Annotated in this window: 18 protein-coding genes and 1 pseudogene; 14 read left to right on the top strand and 5 right to left on the bottom strand. The window is 64.5% G+C overall.

From position 1 onward, the window contains the following. The 5 genes and pseudogenes from GGD61_RS41085 to GGD61_RS39060 all read left to right on the top strand — a co-directional run. A pseudogene (locus GGD61_RS41085) lies at positions 1-121 on the top strand (chemotaxis protein CheW); the annotation flags it as partial. Between the two features lie 31 nt (positions 122-152). Next, a complete protein-coding gene (locus tag GGD61_RS39075; RefSeq protein ID WP_018321619.1) occupies positions 153-539 on the top strand; it encodes a response regulator in 387 nt (128 codons plus the stop codon). 61 nt (positions 540-600) lie between these two features. Further along, a complete protein-coding gene (locus GGD61_RS39070) occupies positions 601-1,479 on the top strand; it encodes a protein-glutamate O-methyltransferase CheR (protein WP_092263114.1) in 879 nt (292 codons plus the stop codon). 2 nt (positions 1,480-1,481) lie between these two features. Further along, a complete protein-coding gene (locus GGD61_RS39065) occupies positions 1,482-1,799 on the top strand; it encodes a hypothetical protein (RefSeq protein WP_018321617.1) in 318 nt (105 codons plus the stop codon). A 141-nt stretch (positions 1,800-1,940) separates the two neighbouring features. Continuing rightward, complete coding sequence (locus GGD61_RS39060; RefSeq protein WP_018321616.1) at positions 1,941-2,444, top strand: response regulator; 504 nt, start codon at positions 1,941-1,943, stop codon at positions 2,442-2,444. A 53-nt stretch (positions 2,445-2,497) separates the two neighbouring features. On the opposite strand, the gene GGD61_RS39055 is transcribed toward GGD61_RS39060, so the two are convergent. Continuing rightward, on the bottom strand, positions 2,498-2,818 hold the full coding sequence (locus GGD61_RS39055) for a hypothetical protein (protein WP_092263110.1): 321 nt from the start codon (positions 2,816-2,818) through the stop codon (positions 2,498-2,500). A gap of 150 nt (positions 2,819-2,968) precedes the next feature. Here GGD61_RS39055 and GGD61_RS39050 point away from each other — a divergent pair, with 150 nt between their 5' ends. Then, positions 2,969-3,604: a response regulator transcription factor gene (locus GGD61_RS39050; protein ID WP_026202588.1), complete on the top strand. Its 636-nt coding sequence runs from the start codon at positions 2,969-2,971 to the stop codon at positions 3,602-3,604. A gap of 163 nt (positions 3,605-3,767) precedes the next feature. Here the strand turns inward: GGD61_RS39050 and GGD61_RS39045 are convergent, their stop codons facing one another. From GGD61_RS39045 to GGD61_RS39035, 3 genes are all read right to left on the bottom strand, one after another. Further along, positions 3,768-7,361: a PAS domain S-box protein gene (locus GGD61_RS39045; RefSeq protein ID WP_183232408.1), complete on the bottom strand. Its 3,594-nt coding sequence runs from the start codon at positions 7,359-7,361 to the stop codon at positions 3,768-3,770. Beyond that, positions 7,339-7,758: a response regulator gene (locus tag GGD61_RS39040; RefSeq protein ID WP_018321612.1), complete on the bottom strand. Its 420-nt coding sequence runs from the start codon at positions 7,756-7,758 to the stop codon at positions 7,339-7,341. Before GGD61_RS39040 ends, GGD61_RS39045 begins: the two co-directional genes overlap by 23 nt. A gap of 188 nt (positions 7,759-7,946) precedes the next feature. After that, positions 7,947-8,663 (bottom strand): GntR family transcriptional regulator, encoded by a 717-nt coding sequence (locus GGD61_RS39035; RefSeq protein ID WP_092263101.1) that lies wholly within the window; start codon positions 8,661-8,663, stop codon positions 7,947-7,949. A gap of 94 nt (positions 8,664-8,757) precedes the next feature. Here GGD61_RS39035 and GGD61_RS39030 point away from each other — a divergent pair, with 94 nt between their 5' ends. The 6 genes from GGD61_RS39030 (at position 8,758) to GGD61_RS39005 (ending at position 15,042) form a co-directional block, all read left to right on the top strand. Next, positions 8,758-9,777, top strand: a complete 1,020-nt coding sequence (locus GGD61_RS39030) for an ABC transporter substrate-binding protein (protein ID WP_092263098.1) — start codon at positions 8,758-8,760, stop codon at positions 9,775-9,777. After that, entirely contained in the window at positions 9,777-10,538 is a 762-nt protein-coding gene (locus tag GGD61_RS39025) for an ABC transporter ATP-binding protein (RefSeq protein ID WP_018321609.1), read from the top strand. The genes GGD61_RS39030 and GGD61_RS39025 overlap by 1 nt, the downstream gene beginning before the upstream one ends. Before the next feature lie 10 nt (positions 10,539-10,548). Continuing rightward, positions 10,549-11,409: an ABC transporter permease gene (locus tag GGD61_RS39020; RefSeq protein WP_092263095.1), complete on the top strand. Its 861-nt coding sequence runs from the start codon at positions 10,549-10,551 to the stop codon at positions 11,407-11,409. Then, positions 11,406-13,145 carry an L-arabinonate dehydratase gene (gene araD / locus GGD61_RS39015; protein WP_092263092.1) on the top strand — a complete coding sequence of 580 codons (1,740 nt, stop codon included), beginning with the start codon at positions 11,406-11,408 and terminating at the stop codon, positions 13,143-13,145. The genes GGD61_RS39020 and araD overlap by 4 nt, the downstream gene beginning before the upstream one ends. 9 nt (positions 13,146-13,154) lie before the next feature. Next, positions 13,155-13,874, top strand: coding sequence for a ribonuclease activity regulator RraA (locus GGD61_RS39010; RefSeq protein ID WP_018321606.1), 720 nt, complete (start codon positions 13,155-13,157; stop codon positions 13,872-13,874). 76 nt (positions 13,875-13,950) lie between these two features. Next, positions 13,951-15,042 (top strand): SMP-30/gluconolactonase/LRE family protein, encoded by a 1,092-nt coding sequence (locus GGD61_RS39005; RefSeq protein WP_092263089.1) that lies wholly within the window; start codon positions 13,951-13,953, stop codon positions 15,040-15,042. Between the two features lie 201 nt (positions 15,043-15,243). On the opposite strand, the gene GGD61_RS39000 is transcribed toward GGD61_RS39005, so the two are convergent. Next, a complete protein-coding gene (locus tag GGD61_RS39000) occupies positions 15,244-17,349 on the bottom strand; it encodes a S9 family peptidase (protein WP_092263087.1) in 2,106 nt (701 codons plus the stop codon). 326 nt (positions 17,350-17,675) lie between these two features. Here GGD61_RS39000 and GGD61_RS38995 point away from each other — a divergent pair, with 326 nt between their 5' ends. Then, on the top strand, positions 17,676-19,112 hold the full coding sequence (locus GGD61_RS38995; RefSeq protein WP_092263082.1) for an MBOAT family protein: 1,437 nt from the start codon (positions 17,676-17,678) through the stop codon (positions 19,110-19,112). Beyond that, positions 19,112-20,212, top strand: a complete 1,101-nt coding sequence (locus GGD61_RS38990; RefSeq protein WP_092263079.1) for a hypothetical protein — start codon at positions 19,112-19,114, stop codon at positions 20,210-20,212. The genes GGD61_RS38995 and GGD61_RS38990 overlap by 1 nt, the downstream gene beginning before the upstream one ends. Positions 20,213-20,382 lie beyond the last annotated feature (170 nt).

Below are 20,382 nucleotides of genomic sequence, written 5' to 3'. Positions count from 1 at the left end.
CCTCGACCCCCGCATGGCCAAGCTCGCCGGCGGCGTCCACCGCCTCGAGGGACAGCTCATGGTCGTCCTCGACGTCGATCGCGTCCTCGAGCTCGAAACCAAAGTGCAGATGGCTGCGTGAGCCAACGAAACATCGAAGCCGGAGAACCAAAATGAAGACCTGCTTGGTGGTTGATGATTCCAGCGTGGTGCGCAAGATCGCCCGCCGGATCCTGGAAGGCCTGGAATTCGAAGTTACCGAGGCCGAGGACGGCTCGAAGGCGCTCGAGATCTGTCAGCGGCAGCTGCCCGATGCGGTGCTGCTCGACTGGAACATGCCCGTGATGGACGGCTTCGAATTCATGGGCCACATGCGCCGCCTGCCCGGCGGCGACCAGCCCAAGGTGGTGTTCTGCACCACCGAGAACAATGTGGCGCATATCGCGCAGGCGCTCAGCGGCGGCGCCAACGAGTACATCATGAAGCCTTTCGACAAAGACATCATCGCCGACAAGTTCGCTGAAGTAGGTTTGATCCCGGTCGGACAAGCCATGGTCTGAGTGTGTCTGGCCCGCGTATTCAGGCCAGAGTGTTCCAGTACAAGCTTCGAAGAGGCCATCCGTGACCCCGACCGAGTATGAGTATCTGCGTAAGTTCCTAAAGGAAAATTCCGGTCTCGATCTTTCCGCAGACAAGCAATATCTGATCGAAAGCCGCCTGCTGCCGCTGGCCCGCAAGGCCGGACTCGCCGGCATCGGCGAGCTCGTGCAGAAGCTGCAAGGCGGCGCGCGCACGGTGATCACCGACGTGGTCGAAGCCATGACCACCAACGAGACCTTCTTCTTCCGCGACAAGGTCCCGTTCGATCATTTCCGCGACACCATCATGCCCGAGATCATCAAGGCGCGGGCCGCCCGCCGCAGCATACGGATCTGGTGCGCCGCCGGCTCGACCGGGCAGGAGCCCTATTCGCTGGCGATGTGCCTGAAGGAGATGAGCGCGGCTCTCACCGGCTGGCGCATCGAGATCATCGCGACCGACCTGTCGCAGGAGGTGCTGGAGAAGGCCAAGGCGGGAATCTACAGCCAGTTCGAGGTGCAGCGCGGCCTGCCGATCCAGATGCTGATGAAATATTTCAAGCAGACCGGCGAGACCTGGCAGGTCAATCCCGAATTGCGGGCGATGATCCAGCACCGGCAGCTCAACCTGCTGCACGATTTCGCGCAGCTCGGCACCTTCGACGTCATCTTCTGCCGCAACGTGCTGATCTATTTCGATCAGGACACCAAGATCAACATCTTCAACCGGCTGGCCCGCCAGATCGAGCCCGACGGCTTCCTGGTGCTGGGCGCGGCCGAAACCGTGGTCGGCCTGACCGATACGTTCCGGCCGATTCCGGAGCGGCGCGGCCTCTACAAGCCGAACGATCCGCGTGCCGCAGCCCCCAAGCCGGCTCTGGCCGGCGCGGCGCCGCGCCTGGCGGCCATGGCAGGACGATAGACATGGCCGAGGATGGCAAGGGTACGGAACGCGTGACTTTCAGTCGCGGCTACGATGTCTGCATCATGGCCATCGACGGCACCTGGCGCCGCGACTGCAAGCTCAACGCGATCTCCGATACCGACGCCATCCTCACGGTGGAAGGCTCGATCCAGGGGTTGAACCTGAAAGAGTTCTTCCTGCTGTTGTCGTCCACGGGCCTCGCCTACCGCCGCTGCGAGCTGGTCCGCGTCAACGGCGCTGAGATGGACATTCAGTTCCTGCGCGGCAAGAACAGGAAGAAGCGCGGCGCAGCCGGCGGCCGCGACGAAGCGGCGTGATCCGCCCGCATCCGTCGCCGTCTTTTCCGGTCCGTTGCTTCACATTTTCTGAAAACATCCGAATGAATTCGCGACAGGGCCTTTACGTGGCCTAAGCGCGAACCGTGTATCCATTGATGGTCCCAATCTCAGGATACTGAAATGCCCAGAAGTTCTCTTTCCCCCATCTCCTCAAACCTGCCCGACGGCGCCGAGCGACGCGCGCTTCAGCTCCTGGTGGTCGATGACGACGCCACGCAGCGCAGCCTGATCACGGTCGCCGCCAAGCAGGCCGGCCACGAAGTCACCGTGGCGCCGTCAGTGGCGGATGCGATCGAGAAGCTCCGCGCCGCGCGCTTCGACTGCGTGACGCTCGATCTCGTGCTGGAGGATGGCGACGGCATCGACGTGCTGCGCGAGATGGCGGCGGCGAAGTTCGGTGGCGCCGTGATCGTCATCAGCGGCATGGACGGCAAGCGCCGCAGTGCCGCCCGCAGCTTCGCCCGGTCCGTCGGGATCGAGCTCCAGAGCCTGCCGAAGCCGCTCGACCTCGCGGCCTTGCGCATCAGCCTCGCCAATCTCGGCAAGACCGCGATGGGCCTTCCGGCGATCCACACCTGGGGTGGTGTCGCCACCGACGCGATCGTGGAACGACACCGCGCCTAGGACTTGCGGAGCTGCCATGCGATGGATGCGGCCGGCGTGCCGCTGATCGCGATCTATGCCGGGCTGCCGGATTCCGAGAGGCATTGCAGGGCGTGGCCGAGGCCCGCCCGGCAGGCGTTGAGAGCGGCGCTCGCCGTCGCATAGCGCGGCGTGACGTCGTCGAGCACGAAAATGTCGGCGGAACCGGCCCGATCGCCGTTATCGTCGTGCGCCAGACCCATTTCCAGCAGGCTAGCTTCCATCATGGCTGCGTCGATCAGGCGCATGCTGCTCTCGATCTGTGTGATCAGGGCGCGAAGATCGGCAGCGATCAACTGACGGCTGTCAGTTTCAGGCATCGCGATGAGCGGGGGTGTGCCAGCGAAATTTAGCATGGATATTCTCCGTACCCCGCAATTAGGCACCCTGCCGCTACTTGTGCGTTAAGTCCATGTCCCGTACAAATACGGGTGGGCCGAATCCGCGCCGAACGCCATAACGGTTTGGCGCGGACGCGAGTCCTTCATGCCAACTGGATGTGGCACATGGCCGAACAAAGCTCTCGCGGTGAAATCTTCGTGGTCGACGACGACCCTGCCGTTCGCGACACCCTGTCGATGGTGTTGAAGGCGGCGGGCTATGAGGTGATCTGTTTTGCGGACGGTGCAGCGCTGCTCTCCGTCGCGCGAAACCGCACACCGGCTGCGATCCTGCTCGACGTGAACATTCCCGGAAAGTCGGGCCTCGACATCCTGAAGGAGCTGCACGGCGAGGATTATCCGGCGCCGATCTTCATGATCTCCGGGCAGGGCGACATCGCGATGGCGGTGGGCGCGATCAAGAGCGGCGCGCTCGACTTCATCGAGAAGCCGTTCCGCGGCAGCGAGATCGTCGGCCGGCTCGACGAGGCGATCGGCGCCTATGCGCGCAGGCAGGCGGAGAACGCCTCGCCGAAATTCGGCTCGCTGCACTTCCCCGGGCGCGAGCCGCTGACGCGCAGGGAGCGCGAGGTGCTCGAGCAGTTCGCCTCCGGTGCGTCCAACAAGGAAGCCGGCCGCACCCTCGGCATCAGCCCGCGCACCATCGAGGATCACCGCGCCAACATCATGAAGAAGCTCGGCGCGCGCAACGCCGCCGATCTGATCCGCATCGTGATGACCGCGGCCCAGCGCGCGTCGTAGGCGGCTGGTTCTCTCTTCGTGCCCCGGACGCAGCGCATCATGCAATGATGCGCTGCTGAGCCGGGGCCCATCTCTCCAAACTCACCGCTGACAGTTCCGGGTCCCGGCTCTGCGGCGCAGCGCCAGGGGCGCTACGCCTTGTCCGGGACACGAGCGCGAGACCTCAAGCGCTCAACGCCTTGCGGATGATCCGCGCGAGATCCGATTTGCGATAAGGCTTGGCCAGCAGCAGAACGCCGGAATCCAGCCGGCCGTGATGGATGATCGCGTTCTCGGTATAGCCTGACGTGTAGACCACCCTGAGATCGGGGCGTGTCTTCATCAGTTCGTCCGCGAGCTGCCGTCCGTTCATCTTGCCGGGCATGATGACGTCGGTGAACAGCAGGTCGAACGGCTTGCCGGCGGCAACGATCGCCAGCGCCTCGGCCGCATTCGCGGCCTGCAAGGTGACGTAACCCAGCGCATGCAGCTGCGCCAGCACGTAGTCGCGCACCAGCCGGTCGTCCTCGACCACCAGGATCGTCTCGTGTCCGCCCTCGATCGTCGCCGGCGTCACGCCCTCGCCGACCGCTGTCGGCGTCGTGCCGGGTGGCAGGTACATCTTGATCGTGGTGCCGTGGCCTTCCTCGCTGTAGATCTTGATGTGGCCTGCCGACTGCTTGATGAAGCCGTAGACCATCGACAGCCCGAGCCCGGTGCCCTTGCCCGGTCCCTTCGAGGTGAAGAAGGGGTCGAACACCCTGGTCAGCATGTTCGCAGGGATCCCGGTGCCGGTGTCGCTCACGGCGATCAGCACGTAATGGCCGGGGCGGACGTCGTTGCCGCTGGCATAGACCTCGTCGAGATAGGCGGCGCCGGTCTCCACGATCAGCTTGCCGCCGCCGGGCATGGCGTCGCGGGCATTGAGCGCGAGATTGAGGATCGCGGTGGTGAGCTGGTTGGGATCGACGATCGCGACGCAATTCTCGTCCTCGAACACCGATTCGATCTGGATCTGCTCGCCCAGCGTCGGCCGCAACAGCTTCGCGGTGTCGACGACCAGCGAGTTGATGTCGATCTCGCGCGGCTGGAGCGGCTGCTTGCGCGCGAAGGCCAGCAGGTGCTGGGTCAGATCGGCGCCGCGCGCGGCGGCCTCGTCGATCATCTTCGTGATGGCCGCAAGCTGCGGCTCCTTCTCGACGGCTTCCGCGAGGATCTCGATCGTCCCGGTGATGACGGTGAGGATGTTGTTGAAATCGTGCGCCACGCCGCCGGTGAGCTGGCCGACCGCCTCCATCTTCTCGGCATGGCGGATGCGCTCCTCGGCGGCGATCTTGTCGGTGAGGTCGCGGTAGAAGACGTTGAACAGCAGGCCTTCGCGGCGCTTCAGCGCGGTGACGCTCAGCTCGGCCTTGAATTCCTTGCCGTCGCGGCGACGGCACATCAGCTCGCGGCGGCGGTTCAGCGTCCTGTCGCCCTCGTTCTCCAGGAAGTGCTTCAGGCCGGCCCTGACCCTTTCGCGTTCGCTCTCGGCGACGATCAGGTCGATCGTGCTCTTGCCGAGCACCTCGTCGCGGCACCAGCCGAACAGCTGCTCGGCCTGCGAGTTCCAGTTCAGGATGCTGCTGGTCTCGTCGGTCTGGATGAAGGCGTCGAGCGAGGTCTCGACGATGTTGCGGGCGAGCCGCTCGCTCTCGCGCAGCGATTCCTGCGCGAGCCGCGCTTCCGTCATGTCGCGTCCGACGAAGAAGAAGCGCTGCGCCTGCTCGGACCAGTTGCCGAGCCAGGACAGCCAGACCTCGTGCCCGTTCTTGTGGAAGCAGCGGGTGTCGCCGAGCTTGGGGCGCTCGCCGCGCCGCATCGCGCGCATGTCCTCGCGCGATTGTGCCAGATGGTCGGGATGAATGAAGTCCGCGCCGCTGCGGCCGATCATCTCCTCCGGCCGGTAGCCGAGAATGGTCTCGCTGCTCGGGCTGATCTGCGCGACATGGCCCCGCGGGTCCATGACCATGATCAGATCCTGCGAGGTATCGAAGATCTGCCGGCGCTCTTCGAGCTGCTGCTGCAGCTGCCGCTCGGCCCGCCGCGCCTCGGTGAGACTGTGCGCAGTCCCGGAGACGCCGATGATCTCGCCGGACGGCCCCCTGATCGGCGAGAGGCTGAGTGAGATCTCGACCGGCGTGCCGTCCTTGCGCAGGCGCACCGTCTCGAACCGCTCGATCGGCTCGCCCCGCGCGATCCGCGCCAGATAGCCCTTGCCATGCTCGCGCCGGTCGGGCGGCACGATGATCGCAGTGGATTTCCCAATCGCCTCACTCGCCGAATAGCCATAGAGCCGCTCGGCGGCCGGATTCCAGCCCGTGATGATGGCGTCGAGCGTCTGCATCACGATCGCATCGTCGGACGATTCGACGGCAGCGCTGAACAAGCGCTCCCGCGCCGCATGATGGCTTCGCGCGGCCTCGGTGCGGCGATGCTCCTCGATCTCGCGTTGGAGCGCGGCCGTCTTCGCCCGCGTCTCTTCGACCATCTGGGCGAAAGCCCGCGCCAGCACGCCCGTCTCGCCGCTGGCATCGACGGGGATGTCGGCTGGCCGTCCGTTGCCGATGGCCTCCACCGCTGCGGTCAGGCGACCGATCGGACGAGTTAGCGAGCGCGCAAGCAGCACCGCGAGTAAGGCCGCGGCGAGGACAGCGAGGATACCGACCAGTAACGACGTTCTTTGAATCGCCGCCGGTACGAGGCCGAACACCGGCGCGGGGATTGTCTCGATGATTGCGACCCATTCTTTGCCCACGAGCAGCGCCGGCGCGATCGCCGCCCCGCTCGGCCGGCCCGGCCCGTCGGTCATGAGGCGCGTGGATCCCTCCAGCGTACCGGTCAAGGCACCAAAATACGGAAAGTCCTTGCGCCAGTCGTTGGGACGATCATGCAATGCGCCGAATTCTCGCGTGCGATCCGGATGAACGAGATAGTCGCCGCGCGAATTCACGACGTAGATTTCGCCCCCCGAGGTCGATGTCGCGCGGACGCGGTCGAGCGCCGGACGCATGTCGATATTGGCGATGATGATCCCGAACGGCTTGCCATCCGGCGTGAACAGCGGCGTTGCGACCCGCAGCGTCGGAACGTGCAGGGCGGTGGTGCCTCCCTGGCGGGTCGCGAGATCGATGGGTGAAACGTAAATCTCGCCCGGCGCCAGGCGTATCGCGTCCTCAAAGTACGTTCGTTCGCCCTTGCGCTCCAGTTCGCCGCTGGGGACGATCCGTGCCGTTCCATTCGGGCCAGAGCGGTCGACGCGGACCAGCTCGCGCTGATCGTCGTCGAGACCGATGATGCGAAACTGCCCGTAGATGGGTTTGGCCTCGATCTCGGCCGCGAGCCGCGTGGCGATACGCTCGCGCCAGGTTTGCTCCGAGACGCCGTCTGAAGGGTCAATTCCTCCGGCCACGTGAGCGCGGATCAGGCCATTGATCGCCGCGGCAGAGCGATAGCCGATCAAATCGCCGCGGGCCCCGGCAACATAGGATTCCAGATTGGCCGCGAGCAGGCGCGACTGGGCCCCGACCCGCTCCAGGACGCGCGGAATGACCGCTTGCGTGGTGTTGCGAAAGCCGAGCCATCCGACTGCGGCCACGGTGACCGCCACCAGCAGGATCATCGCGATTGCCAGCCGCGTTGCGAGGGTCAAGCGGATGTTCGCAGAGCTTCCAGGATGACCACGCCTGGTCTGGCCTGGAGCCGCGGCGCGCCCTTCATCGGTGGCCGGAGCTGACATCGGACCCCTCCGGCGCGCCTGCTTTCAGGCAGCCATCGACAGCGGCAAGCAGGGCGTCAGGCCGGAACGGCTTTTGCAGACTTGCCACCGCGCCGAGCTTGGTCGCCATCTTCAGGAAGTCCGGTTCCGCATAGGCGTCCGGCGTGATCGAGCGGCCGGAAATGACGATGATCGGAATGGCCGGAGCCAGCACCCGGATGTGACGCATTGTCTCCAGCCCGTCCATGCCGGGCATGAAGATGTCGAGAAACAGGAGGTCGAATCGGCTGGCCTCGAACAGCGCAAGTCCCTTGCGGCCATCGCCCGCGACCGTGACGTGATGACCGGCCCTCTCCAGGAGCAGCCGGATCGTGATTTGAACGGCCGGGTCGTCATCCACGATCAGGATGTTGGCCACGTCTGAATTCCTCCGGGCCGGACAGGACGTCCCCACCGGCCGCAAATCAAACCATCAAAGACGAAATTGTTGCGCGGATTCCGCCCGGCCTGCAAGCACTTCGCGAGTGCCCGGTGAATGCTCGCCCAAGGGAAGCATGATTATGCACGGTTACGTGCATAAGGGGGTTCGCCAGGCTGGTGGTCTGTCTAATCGGTCAGATATTCCGGATAATGGCTCCGGATCTTGTCGAGCTCGCTGAGCGTGCCCGATAGGTGCTTTCGCAGATGCTGTTGCGCGGCGTCGGGGTCGCCGGCTTCGATCGCGCGGGTGATCAGCTTGTGGTGGCGGACGATGTTCTGGGCCTTGCCGGGCGAGGGCAAATGCAGCCGGCGCAGCCGGTCGATATGTCCGCTGCGGCTGCGCACCAGCGTCCACAGCTCCTGCTTGCCAGCCGCAGCATAAAGCTGGGCGTGAAAATCATTGTCGGCGGCGATGAAGCTCTCGAAATCGCCGGCCTTGGCGAACTGCTGCTGAAGCGCGATCACATGGTCGAGGCGGAGGACCAGGGCCTGGTCATGCTGCTCGGCGAGCAGCCGGACGATTTCGAGCTCGAGCGCCTGGCGCAGGAAATGGGCCTGCTTGGCGCGGCTGACATCGACCCGGCTGACCACGGTCGCGTGCTGCGGAAACACGTCCACGAGCCCTTCTTCCTCGAGTCGCATCAGGGCGTCGCGGATCGGCGTCGAGCTGACGCCGAATTGCGCAGCGAGATCGGTGCGCGACAGCGGCGACCCCGGGGGCAGTTCGAGCGCGAGAATGGCGTTGCGCAGCCGCTCGAACACCTGCGGCGCGGCCTGCCGAGCCCGGTCGAGCGGCGCCCCCCGGCGGGCGGTCGCGCGGGACGCGGAATGGGCGGTTTCCATGCGAGGAACTCCGGGAGACTTGCCTTTGATGCACTAATGCATTAGTGCATCAGCAGGATCGCTCGTCAATGGCGGCCGGAGGAAACGAACAATTATGATCAAGCAATTCCAGCGTGGCGCTGCCGCCATCGCCCTGATCGTCGCAACCGTGCTGGCGGCTTCGCCGGCGCGTGCGCAGCAGAAGTCCGAGATCGCGCTGTCGCGCCAGCCCGGCATTTTCTACATGCCGAGCCACATCATGGAGAAGCTGAAGCTGATCGAGAAGCACGCAGCTTCACTCGGCCTCGCAGGCATCACCACCAAATGGATCACCTTCTCCGGCGGCGGCGCGCAGACCGATGCGCTGCTCGCGGGCGGCGTCGACATCCTCAACACCGGCACCGGCAACCTTTTGCTGTTGTGGGACCGCACCCGCGGCGGGGTGAAGGGCATCGTCGCGACCTCGGCGCAGCCGATGACGCTGATCAGCCGCGACGCCAACATCAAGTCGATCAAGGACTTTGGCCCGGCGGACAAGATCGCGGTGCCGACCGTCAAGGTCTCGACCCAAGCGATCGTGCTTCAGATCGCAGCCGCCGAGGCCTTTGGCGCCGATCAATGGTCGAAGCTGGATGCCAACACGGTGCAGCTCGGCCATCCCGACGCCTATGCGGCGCTGTCCAACCCGAAGCACGAGGTGCACAATCACTTCTCGATCCCGCCGTTCACCTTCCTGGAGCTGAAGAACGTGCCGGGCGCGCATATCGTGCTGTCGTCGCCGGACGTGATGGGCGGGCCGCTCAGCCAGGCGCAATTCTTCACGACCACCAAGTTCGCCGAGGCCAATCCGAAGATCATCCAGGCCGTGCGCGACGCGACCAAGGAAGCGCAGGCCCTGATCCGCAGCGACACGAAACAGGCGGTCGAGATCTACAAGGAGATCACCGGCGACAAGACCTCGGTCGAGGAGCTGCTCGATCTGCTCAAGGAGCCCGGCATGATGGAGTGGAATCTCGAGCCGCAGGGCACGATGAAGTTCGCCGCGCATCTGTTCAAGACCGGCACGCTGAAGAGCCAGCCCAAGGCCTGGACGGACTATTATCTCCCCGTCGCGCACGATCTGAAGGGCAACTGATGGCGCTGCTCGACGTCAGCTCCGTGACGCTGCGCTACAAGACCTCCAGCGCAGTCGTTACCGCCACCGAGAGGGTGAGTTTCACCGTCGACAAATCCGACCGCTTCGTGCTGCTCGGTCCCTCCGGCTGCGGCAAGTCGACCCTGCTCAAGGCCGTCGGCGGCTACATGACCCCGAGCGAGGGCCGCATGACCATCGGCGATCGCGAGATCCACGGTCCCGGCGCCGACCGCATGATGATCTTCCAGGAGTTCGACCAGCTCCTGCCCTGGAAGAGCGTGCTCGCCAACGTGATGTTTCCGCTGCTGACCGCGCGAAAGCTGTCGCGCAGGGACGCCGAGGCGAAGGCACGGGCCTATATCGAGAAGGTCGGCCTCACCCGCGTGGTCGATGCCTATCCGCACACGCTGTCCGGCGGCATGAAGCAGCGCGTCGCGATCGCGCGCGGTATGGCGATGGAGCCTGATATCCTGTTGATGGACGAGCCGTTCGCGGCGCTCGACGCCCTGACGCGCCGAACCTGCCAGGACGAGCTGCTTCAGCTCTGGAGCGAGACCAAATTCACCGTGCTGTTCGTGACCCATTCGATTGCGGAAGCGATCCGCATCGGCAACCGCATCCTGCTGCTGTCGCCGCATCCCGGCCGGGTCAAGGCCGAGGTGATCGACGTCGACAAGGTTTCGAACGAGGACGGCAGCGCCGGCCGGCTGGAGAAGGAGATCCACGATCTCCTGTTCGCCGGCGAAGCCACTGCGCATTGAGGAGCCTCTGATGGGCGAAGCCAAGATATTGCTGCGGGCCGAGCCGGCCGCCGCGATCGGGACGAGCGAGGTCGAGCGCAAGCTGAGCGTGCTCGAGCTGTTGTGGAACGACGGCTTCGTCCGCAAGTCGGTGATCATTCTGTTCCTGGCGGCGGTCTGGGAAGCCTACGGCGTCGCTCTCGACAATCCGCTGTTGTTCCCGACGCTGCACGATACCGCGATCACGCTGTTCGACCGTGTCAAGGACGGCACCATTCCGATGCGGGCCTGGACGTCGCTGAAAGTGCTGTTCATGGGCTATTCCGCCGGCATCGCACTGGCCGCGATCTTCACCGTGCTCGCGATCTCCACTCGGATCGGCACCGACTTCCTCGAGACGGTGACGGCGATGTTCAATCCGTTGCCGGCGATCGCGCTGTTGCCGCTCGCATTGATCTGGTTCGGGCTCGGCAATGGCAGCCTCGTCTTCGTGCTGATCCACTCGGTGCTGTGGCCGGTCGCGCTCAACACCCATTCCGGCTTCAAGAGCGTGTCCAACACGCTGCGCATGGTTGGCCGCAATTACGGCCTGCGCGGATTGCCCTATGTGGCAAAGATCCTGATCCCCGCCGCGTTCGGCTCGATCCTCACCGGCCTGAAGATCGGCTGGGCCTTTGCCTGGCGTACGCTGATCGCGGCCGAGCTGGTGTTCGGCGTGTCCTCGGGGCAGGGCGGCCTCGGCTGGTTCATCTTCGAGAACCGCAATCTGCTCGACATACCCGCGGTGTTCGCGGGCCTCTTGACGGTGATCATCATTGGGCTCTTTGTCGAGAACCTGATCTTCCGCGCCATCGAGCGGAACACCGTGCAGAAATGGGGCACCCAATCATGATCAAGAAGAAAATAACGCCCGACCAGCTCCGCAGCGCGCGCTGGTTCGCGCCCGACGATCTCCGCTCGTTCGGCCACCGCTCCCGCACCATGCAGATGGGCTACGCGCCGGAGGAGTGGAAGGACCGCCCGATCATCGCGATCCTCAACACCTGGTCGGATGCGCAGCCCTGCCACATGCACTTCAAGTCGCGCGTCGACGACGTCAAGCGCGGCATCCTGATGGCCGGCGGCCTGCCGCTGGAGCTGCCGGCGCTGTCGCTGTCGGAATCGCTGCTCAAGCCAACCACCATGCTCTATCGCAATCTGCTGGCGATGGACGCCGAGGAACTGCTGCGCAGCCATCCCGTCGACGGCGTGGTGCTGATGGGCGGCTGCGACAAGACCACGCCAGCGCTGCTGCTGGGCGCGACCTCGATGAACATTCCGGCGATCTATCTGCCGGCCGGCCCGATGCTGCGCGGCAATTGGAAGGGCAAGACGCTCGGCTCCGGCTCCGACGGCTGGAAATACTGGGACGAGCGCCGCGCCGGAAAGATTTCCGACAAGGACTGGCTCGACATCGAGGCCGGCATCGCCCGCAGCTACGGCACCTGCATGACCATGGGCACGGCCTCGACCATGACGGCGATTGCCGAAGCGATCGGCATGACGCTGCCCGGCGCCTCCTCGATTCCCGCGGCCGACGCTAATCATATCCGCATGGCCTCTGAATGCGGCCGCCGCATCGTCGAGATGGTGTGGGAGGACCTGACGCCGAAAGTGATTCAGACCCGCAAGGCGTTCGAGAACGCGATTGCGGTCGCCATGGCGATGGGCTGCTCCACTAATGCGATCATCCATCTGATCGCGCAGGCCCGCCGCGCCGGTCAGGACATCGGTCTCGACGATTTCGAGATCGCGAGCCGCAAGGTGCCCGTCATCGCCAACGTGCGGCCGAGCGGCGATGCCTATCTGATGGAGGACTTCTTCTATGCCGGCGGCCTGCCGGCGCTGATGGGGCAGATCAAGCAACATCTGCATCTCGACTGCATCACGGTGACCGGAAAGACGCTGGCTCAGAATATCGAGGGTGCCGAAGTTCACAACGACGACGTAATCCGCGGAATCGACAACCCCATCTACAAGGAAGGCGCGCTCGCCGTGCTCAAGGGCAATCTCGCGCCCGACGGCTGCGTGATCAAACCCTCCGCCTGCGCGCCGCGCTTCCTCAAGCACACCGGACCCGCGCTGGTGTTCGACGATTACCCCTCGATGAAGAAGGCGGTCGACGATCCCAATCTCGACGTCACCGAGGATCACATTCTGATCCTGCGCAATGCCGGGCCGCAGGGCGGGCCGGGCATGCCGGAATGGGGCATGCTGCCGATCCCGACGAAACTGGTGAAGCAGGGTGTGCGCGACATGGTGCGCATCTCGGACGCGCGCATGAGCGGCACCAGCTACGGCGCCTGCATCCTGCACGTCTCGCCGGAATCCTACATCGGCGGCCCGCTGGCGCTGGTACAGAATGGCGACCGCATCACGCTCGACGTTGCCGCCCGCACCATCGATCTCGACGTCCCCGAAGCCGAGCTGGAAAAACGCCGCGCCGCCTGGAAGCAGCCCGAGCGCCGCTTCGAGCGCGGCTACGGCTGGATGTTCACCAAGCACATCAAGCAGGCCAATGACGGCTGCGACTTCGACTTCCTCGAGACTGATTTCGGCGCGCCGATCGGCGAGCCGTCGATTTACTAAAGGACGCACATGTCAAAACTCAGCGAAGCCACCCGCACAAAACTCAAATCGGTCTCCACCGCGACCGTCGCCACCGCGCTGTTCAAGCGCGGGCTGCGCATCCAGATGATCCAGGACGTGCACCCGCTCGGTGCGGACCAGCCGACCATGGTCGGCGAGGCCTTCACGCTGCGCTACATGCCGGCGCGCGAGGATCTCAACACCATCGAGGTCTTCAAGGACCGCTCCCATCCGCAGCGCAAGGCGGTCGAAGATTGCCCTCCGGGCGCGGTGCTGGTGATGGACAGCCGCAAGGATGCGCGCGCGGCCTCGGCCGGCGCCATCCTGGTGACGCGCCTGATGAAACGCGGCGTCGCCGGCGTCGTCACCGACGGCGGCTTTCGCGATTCCGCCGAGATCGCCAAGCTCGGCATCCCCGCCTATCACCATCGCCCGTCGGCGCCGACCAATCTCACGCTGCACCAGGCGATCGAGATCAACGTCCCCATCGGCTGCGGTGATGCGCCGGTGTTTCCCGGCGACGTCATTCTTGGCGATGCCGATGGCGTCATCGTGATCCCCGCGCATCTCGCCGATGAGATCGCCAACGAGACCTTCGAGATGACGGCGTTCGAGGATTTCGTCACCGAGGAAGTCGGCAAGGGGCGCGGCATCTTCGGTCTCTATCCCGCCACCGATCCGCAGACGCTCACCGATTTTGCGGCGTGGCGGAAGAAGAATGGCCGGTAAGGCCAGCGCCAAACCAAGTCAAGAAAACAGGCCGGCCACATCAAGCGCCGGCCTTTTATCACCCAGGGAGGATTTTATGAATTTCACGCGACGCAATCTCGTGGCCGGCGCTGGCGCAGCAATGGCGTCCACGCTTCTGGCCCGCGCCGCCGGCGCCCAGTCGTTCCCGTTCACGCCCAACCAGCGCTACCCCGACCCCGCCGTCCAGATCCTCGATCCTAGCTTCACAAAATACCGGCTCTACTCCTCGACGGTCGAGCAGGTCGCATCAGGCATGCGCTGGGCCGAAGGCCCGGCCTATTTCCCCGAGGGCGGCTATCTCCTGTTCTCCGACATTCCCAACAACCGGATCATGAAGTTCGACGAGAAGACCGGGCAGACCAGCGTGTTCCGCGCCAATGCCAATTACGCCAATGGCAATGCGCGCGACCGCCAGGGCCGTCTCGTCACCTGCGAGCATTCCGTCACCCGCCGCATCACCCGCACCGAGAAGGATGGCAAGGTCACCGTGCTCGCCGACAAGTTCGAGGGCAAGCGGCTGAACGCGCCGAACGACATCGTGGTGAAGTCCGACGACAGCATCTGGTTCACCGATCCCCTGTTCGGCATCAACGGCGAGTGGGAGGGCAAGAAGGAGAAGGCCGAGCAGGCCACCACCAACGTCTACCGCATCGCCAAGGACGGCAAGATCACCGCCGTCCTCACCGACCTCGTCAATCCCAACGGCCTCGCCTTCTCGCCGGACGAGAAGAAGCTCTATGTGGTCGAATGGAAGGGCACGCCCAACCGCAGCATCTGGAGCTACAATGTCGGCGACGATGGTGCGCTCAGCGGCAAGACCAAGCTGATCGACGCCGCCGATCAGGGCTCGCTCGACGGCTTCCGCGTCGACCGCGACGGCAATCTCTGGTGCGGCTGGGGCTCCAACGGCGCGCTGCAGGGCGAGCCGACCGATGTCGGCGGCCGCAAGGTGTTTCAGCTCAGGGCCAAGCCGGAGGATCTCGACGGCGTCATGGTGTTCAACGCGGACGGCAAGCCGCTGGCCTTCATCAAGCTGCCCGAACGCTGCGCCAACCTCTGCTTCGGCGGCCCGAAGAACAACCGGCTTTACATGGCGAGCAGCCATTCGGTGTATGCGCTGTATGTCGAGGCGCACGGGGCGGTGTGAGTCTTCGCCTCTCCCCACCCTACAAGACCGTCGTCCCTGCGAACGCAGGGACCCATAAACCCAAGGAGCAATTTGGCGAAGACTTGCAGTTAAGAAATCTTCGCCGGTACTGCTTTCGCCTTCCACCGATACATCACGCGGTATGGGTCCCCGCGTTCGCGGGGACGACAGCGGAGGATGTCGCTACGGCGGTGGGTGTGGCTACACCCCGGCCTCCGCCATCCCCGCCGCCCACAGCGCGAACGCATAGACGATCGCGACCTCATCCAGCCGGTCGAATCGGCCCGACGCGCCGCCGTGGCCGGCGCCCATATTGGTGCGGAGCAGGACCGGGCCGCCCCCGCTCATGGTGGCGCGCAGGCGCGCGATCCATTTGGCGGGCTCCCAGTAGGTGACGCGCGGATCGGTCAAGCCGCCCATCGCCAGGATCGCCGGATAGTCCTTTGCCGCGACATTGTCGTAAGGCGAGTAGGACAGGATCGTTCGAAAATCCTGCTCGCTCTCGATCGGGTTGCCCCATTCCGGCCATTCCGGCGGCGTCAGCGGCAGGGTGTCGTCGAGCATGGTGTTGAGCACGTCGACGAACGGTACTTCGGCGACGATGCCGGCGAACAATTCGCCGGCGCGATTGGCGACCGCGCCCATCAGCATGCCGCCGGCCGAGCCGCCATGGCCGACGATGCGTTTTGCGCTGGTGTATTTCGCATCAATCAGCGCGCGGGCGCTGGCTGCGAAATCGTCGAACGAGTTGATCTTCATCTCGCGCTTGCCGTCGAGATACCAGCCCCAGCCCTTGTCGGCGCCGCCGCGAATATGGGCGATGGCGTAGACGAAGCCGCGGTCGACCAGCGACAGGCGGTTGGCGTTGAAGGAGGCCGGCATCGCCATGCCGTAGGAGCCGTAGCCGTAAAGCAGCAGCGGCGCCGTGCCGTCGAGCTTGAGCCCGCGGCGGTAGAGGATCGACACCGGCACCTCGGCGCCGTCATGCGATTTCGCCGTGATGCGCGTGGTGACGTAATCGGCCGCGTCGTGGCCCGACGGAATCTCCTGGCGCTTGCGCAAGGTGCGCGTGCGCTTGACCATGTCGTAGTCATAGACTTCCGACGGCGTCGTCATCGACGAATAGGCGAAGCGCAGATTCGTCGTCTCGAATTCGTAGGAGCCCATCGTATCCAGCGAATAGGCGGCCTCGTCGAAGGCGATGGCGTGCTCCTCGTTCGAGGCGAGATCGCGGATCACGATCGCCGGCAGCGCGTTGGCGCGCTCCAGCCGCACCAGATGGCCGGCATAGAGATCGAGGTCGATGAGGTAGATGCCGGGACGATACGGGATCAGATCGCGCCAGTTCTTGCGCTCGGGCGAGAGGAGCGGCGCCGTGACGATCTTGAAGTCGATGGCATCGTCGGCATTGGTGAGGATGAAGAGTTGATCGCCGCGATCGGCCAGCGAATATTGCACGCCTTCCTCGCGCGCCGCGACCAGGCGCGGCGGCGCCTCGGGGTTGGCGAGATCGATCAGCCGCTGCTCCGAAGTCTCGTGATCGCCGCCGGCGATCACGCAGAAGCGGCCGCTGGTGCTCTCGTGCAGATGGGTGAACCAGCCGGCATCCTGCTCTTCATAGATCAGCGTGTCGTCGGCCTGCTTGGTGCCGAGCTTGTGCCGCCACACCTGCATCGGCCGGTGGTTGTCGTCGAGCTTCACATAGAAGAAGCTCTTGCAGTCCGCGGCCCAGACCACGCCGCCATCGGTCTCCTCGACCACGTCGTCGAGATCCCTGGCTGTTGCCCAGTCGCGGACGCGGATCGAAAAATATTCCGAGCCCTTGGTGTCGGCGCTCCAGGCCTGCAGCTTGTGATCGTAGGAATGCCGGCTGCCGCCGAACCTGAAATATTTGTGATCCTTGGCGAGCGCATCGCCATCGAGCACGATCTCGCCGTCGCCGCCGTCGCGCGGCATGCGACCGAACAGCTCGTGCTGTCCGCCCTCGCGAAACCGGCGGAAATAGGCGAACAGGCCGTCGGGCGAGGGCACGCTAGAATCGTCCTCCTTGATCCGCCCGCGCATCTCCCGCACCAGCGTCTTCTGCAGGGATGCGGTGTGCCCGAGCAGGCTCTCGGTGTAGCCGTTCTCCTCATCCAGATATTTGCGGATGTCGGGATCCAGCACCTTGGGATCGCGCAGCACCTCCTGCCATTTCGCGTCCTTCAGCCAGGCATAGTCGTCGGTCACGGTGATGCCGTGCCGCGTGAAAGAATGCGGCCGGCGCGGGGCGACGGGGGGCTGGGAAGGGGTTTTGGCCTGGGTCACTCGATCCTCATTCGTGTCCGACGTCGCTGCTTTGCCTCTCCCCGCTTGCGGGGAGAGGCCGGATTGCATCAAAGATGCAATCCGGGTGAGGGGGACTCTCCGCGAGTCCAACTCTCACCGTCCTTGCGGAGACTCCCCCTCACCCCGACCCTCTCCCCGCATGCGGGGAGAGGGGGAAGGAAGCGGCTCGCCGCGTTCCCTTATATCGTTCCGCTTCCGTGGATTGCCAGCGCGGCTAGTGCCAAAGACTGGTGCCAAGTCGCCGGGTTGTTGATCGGCCCCTTGTATGCTTTACGGACCAAAATCCCCGCCGCCGGTCCAGCCTGATGCTGTTCAATTCCTACCCGTTCATCCTGCTGTTCCTGCCGGTCGTTCTGGCGGGCTATTTCTGGCTTGGGCGGCGCAGCAATTTCACGCCGGTGATCTGGCTGGCGCTGGCCTCGCTCGCCTTCTATGCCATCGGCAACTGGCAGTTCGTGGCCCTGTTGCTGCTGTCGATCGGCTTCAATTACGGCGTCGGCCATCTCCTGATCGTGGCGAAGCTCGGTCCGTCACACCGAAAGGCGGCGCTCGCACTCGGTGTCGTCGGCGATCTGCTCGTGCTCGGCATCTTCAAATATGCCGGCTTCGCTGCCGAGAACATCAACACGCTGTTCGGCTCGCATCTTGCGGCTCACATCCTGTTGCCGGTCGGCATCTCCTTCTACACCTTCACACAGATCGCGTTCCTGGTGGACGCCTATCGCGGGCGGGTCGCGGCCTATGCGTTGCCGCATTACGCGCTGTTCGTGACCTATTTCCCGCATCTGATCGCCGGGCCCATTCTCCACCACAAGGACATGATCCCGCAGTTCGAGCGGAAGGAGACGAAGTATCCGGACGGACATCTGATGCTGTGCGGTGTCATCATCTTCGCCATCGGCCTGTTCAAGAAGACCTGTCTTGCCGACGGCATCCAGCCGCTGGTCGCGCTCGCCTTCGAGGCGCGCTCGCCGAGCTTCGATCAGGCCTGGTGTGGTGCGCTCGCCTACACGTTCCAGCTCTATTTCGACTTCTCCGGCTATTCCGACATGGCGATCGGGATATCGCTGATGTTCGGCATCTTCCTGCCCGTCAATTTCAACTCGCCCTACAAGGCGACCAGCATCGTCGAGTTCTGGCGCCGCTGGCACATGACGCTGTCGCAGTTCCTTCGCGACTATCTCTACATCCCGCTCGGGGGCAACCGCCACGGCCGCGTGCTGCGCTATGTCAATCTGATGATCACGATGCTGCTCGGCGGGCTCTGGCACGGTGCGGCCTGGACTTTTGTCATTTGGGGTGCGCTGCACGGCGCTTATCTCTGTGTCAACCACGCCTTCAACACGCTGATGCCGAACATCCCATCTGTTCTCACGCGCCCGGCCCGCATCGCCGGAGCGGTGCTGACCTTCCTCGCCGTCGTCGTCGCCTGGGTGTTCTTCCGCGCCGAGAGCGTTGCGTGGGCGCTGCGGGTTCTCCGCGCCATGGCCGATCCCTCCAACATCGTCTTCGGCCGCGAGGAGATCGCGGCGCTGGTGCTGGTCGCCGTCTACGCCGCGCTGGTGTGGCTGGCGCCGAACACGCAAGGCATTCTGGGATACGATCACGCTAACCGCCGGGTCGGCGAGAGCCTGCGGGCAGGGCGCATGCGGCCGCTGTTTCTCTATGGCGCATCGCTGGTGCTTGCATTCGGCATCTTGGGCATCCAGAGCCACAGCGAATTCATCTATTTCCGGTTCTGATGCGCAGGCCGTTCACCAGTCTCAAGCGCCTTCTGCTCGCGAGCATCGCATTCTTGCTTGGTGCTGCCGTGCTCACCTACGTCGTCGATCCCCTGCAACTGTTCCGTCCCTCGCGCTCCGCCTTCTATTCCGACGACACGCGCGTGCAGAATGCCGGTCTGATCCGCAGCCAGTCGTTCGACACCGCCTTCATGGGCACCTCGCTCGCGATCCATTTCCGCCAGAGCGATATCGACCGTGCGCTCGGCGTTCGCTCGCTCAAGCTGGCGATGACCGGCTCCAACTCACGCCAGCAGGCCTTCGTGCTGGAGCAGGCGATCGCGGGCGGCGCAAGGCGCGTGATCTGGGCGATGGACGATTTCATCTTCGTCGATGCGGCCGACATCGAGGCCGATCCCTATCTGTCCGTCGATCTCTATCGCGGGACGGCCAAGGGCATCGCATCCTATCTGTTCAGCGCCGCGATGGCGAAGGAGTCCCTGTTCACGCTGCTGCGGTCGGTCCCGCCGTTGCAAGGGCCGCTGACCCGCGCGGCGCCGTTTCTTCCCGTCAAGTTCGCGTTCGCCGATGTCGACGACATCTACGCGCTGCCGCGGGATTTCGACATTGCTCGCGAGTACAATGCGAGGAGGACGCTCGCCGCCTTCGCCTACATCACGAGCCCGGTGCGCAGCCGTTTTCTCGGCGAAGGCTACGGCTATGACGCCATGGTCAGGCATTTCGAGCGCGATGCCATCGGCCTGATCACGCGCCACCCCGACGTGACCTTCGACATCTACTTCCCGCCTTATTCGATCCTGCAATTCGTCGCGATGCGCGATGCCTCGCCCGAGACGCTGAAGATCGTCACCGATCTGACGGCAGTGGTCGCGCAGCGCCTGACGCAGCTTCCCAACGTGCGCCTGCACGATTTCCGCGCGATCAAGGCGGTGACGCACGACCTCGAAAATTACGGCGACGTCATCCACCACTCGCCGGTCGTCGATGCGAAAGTGCTGCAGTGGCTGGCGAGCGGGGAGTATCGCGTCGATCCGAAGACGCCGACGGCGTCGCTGGATGAGCTGAACGCGCAGGTCGAGGCGTATCGTGTCGCGCGCTGATCTTCCCCTCTCCCCCTGTGGGCCTGTTGCGTAATCCGCCAGTTGTGATTCCCTAGGGCAAAGCCTTGGAGGTATCGATGGCGGTGAAGCGGACAGGACAGCCGAGCTTTGTGGAAGCGCTGATGCCGAAGGGCGCCGGCGCCAATGCGGCGCTGGATCGGTTGGCTGGC

It is taken from the genome of Bradyrhizobium sp. SBR1B (assembly GCF_014198205.1).
Taxonomy (GTDB): Bacteria; Pseudomonadota; Alphaproteobacteria; order Rhizobiales; family Xanthobacteraceae; genus Bradyrhizobium.
The sequence above is the reverse complement of the archived record's forward strand: the minus strand, read 5'-3'. Positions and strand labels throughout refer to the sequence as shown.

Coding starts and splice junctions, on each gene's coding strand:
- GGD61_RS39075 (WP_018321619.1), top strand. CDS start 153: ATGAAGACCTGCTTGGTGGTTGATGATTCCAGCGTGGTGCGCAAGATC.
- GGD61_RS39065 (WP_018321617.1), top strand. CDS start 1,482: ATGGCCGAGGATGGCAAGGGTACGGAACGCGTGACTTTCAGTCGCGGC.
- GGD61_RS39060 (WP_018321616.1), top strand. CDS start 1,941: ATGCCCAGAAGTTCTCTTTCCCCCATCTCCTCAAACCTGCCCGACGGC.
- GGD61_RS39055 (WP_092263110.1), bottom strand. CDS start 2,818: ATGCTAAATTTCGCTGGCACACCCCCGCTCATCGCGATGCCTGAAACT.
- GGD61_RS39050 (WP_026202588.1), top strand. CDS start 2,969: ATGGCCGAACAAAGCTCTCGCGGTGAAATCTTCGTGGTCGACGACGAC.
- GGD61_RS39045 (WP_183232408.1), bottom strand. CDS start 7,361: ATGTCAGCTCCGGCCACCGATGAAGGGCGCGCCGCGGCTCCAGGCCAG.
- GGD61_RS39035 (WP_092263101.1), bottom strand. CDS start 8,663: ATGGAAACCGCCCATTCCGCGTCCCGCGCGACCGCCCGCCGGGGGGCG.
- GGD61_RS39030 (WP_092263098.1), top strand. CDS start 8,758: ATGATCAAGCAATTCCAGCGTGGCGCTGCCGCCATCGCCCTGATCGTC.
- GGD61_RS39025 (WP_018321609.1), top strand. CDS start 9,777: ATGGCGCTGCTCGACGTCAGCTCCGTGACGCTGCGCTACAAGACCTCC.
- GGD61_RS39020 (WP_092263095.1), top strand. CDS start 10,549: ATGGGCGAAGCCAAGATATTGCTGCGGGCCGAGCCGGCCGCCGCGATC.
- araD (WP_092263092.1), top strand. CDS start 11,406: ATGATCAAGAAGAAAATAACGCCCGACCAGCTCCGCAGCGCGCGCTGG.
- GGD61_RS39010 (WP_018321606.1), top strand. CDS start 13,155: ATGTCAAAACTCAGCGAAGCCACCCGCACAAAACTCAAATCGGTCTCC.
- GGD61_RS39005 (WP_092263089.1), top strand. CDS start 13,951: ATGAATTTCACGCGACGCAATCTCGTGGCCGGCGCTGGCGCAGCAATG.
- GGD61_RS38995 (WP_092263082.1), top strand. CDS start 17,676: ATGCTGTTCAATTCCTACCCGTTCATCCTGCTGTTCCTGCCGGTCGTT.
- GGD61_RS38990 (WP_092263079.1), top strand. CDS start 19,112: ATGCGCAGGCCGTTCACCAGTCTCAAGCGCCTTCTGCTCGCGAGCATC.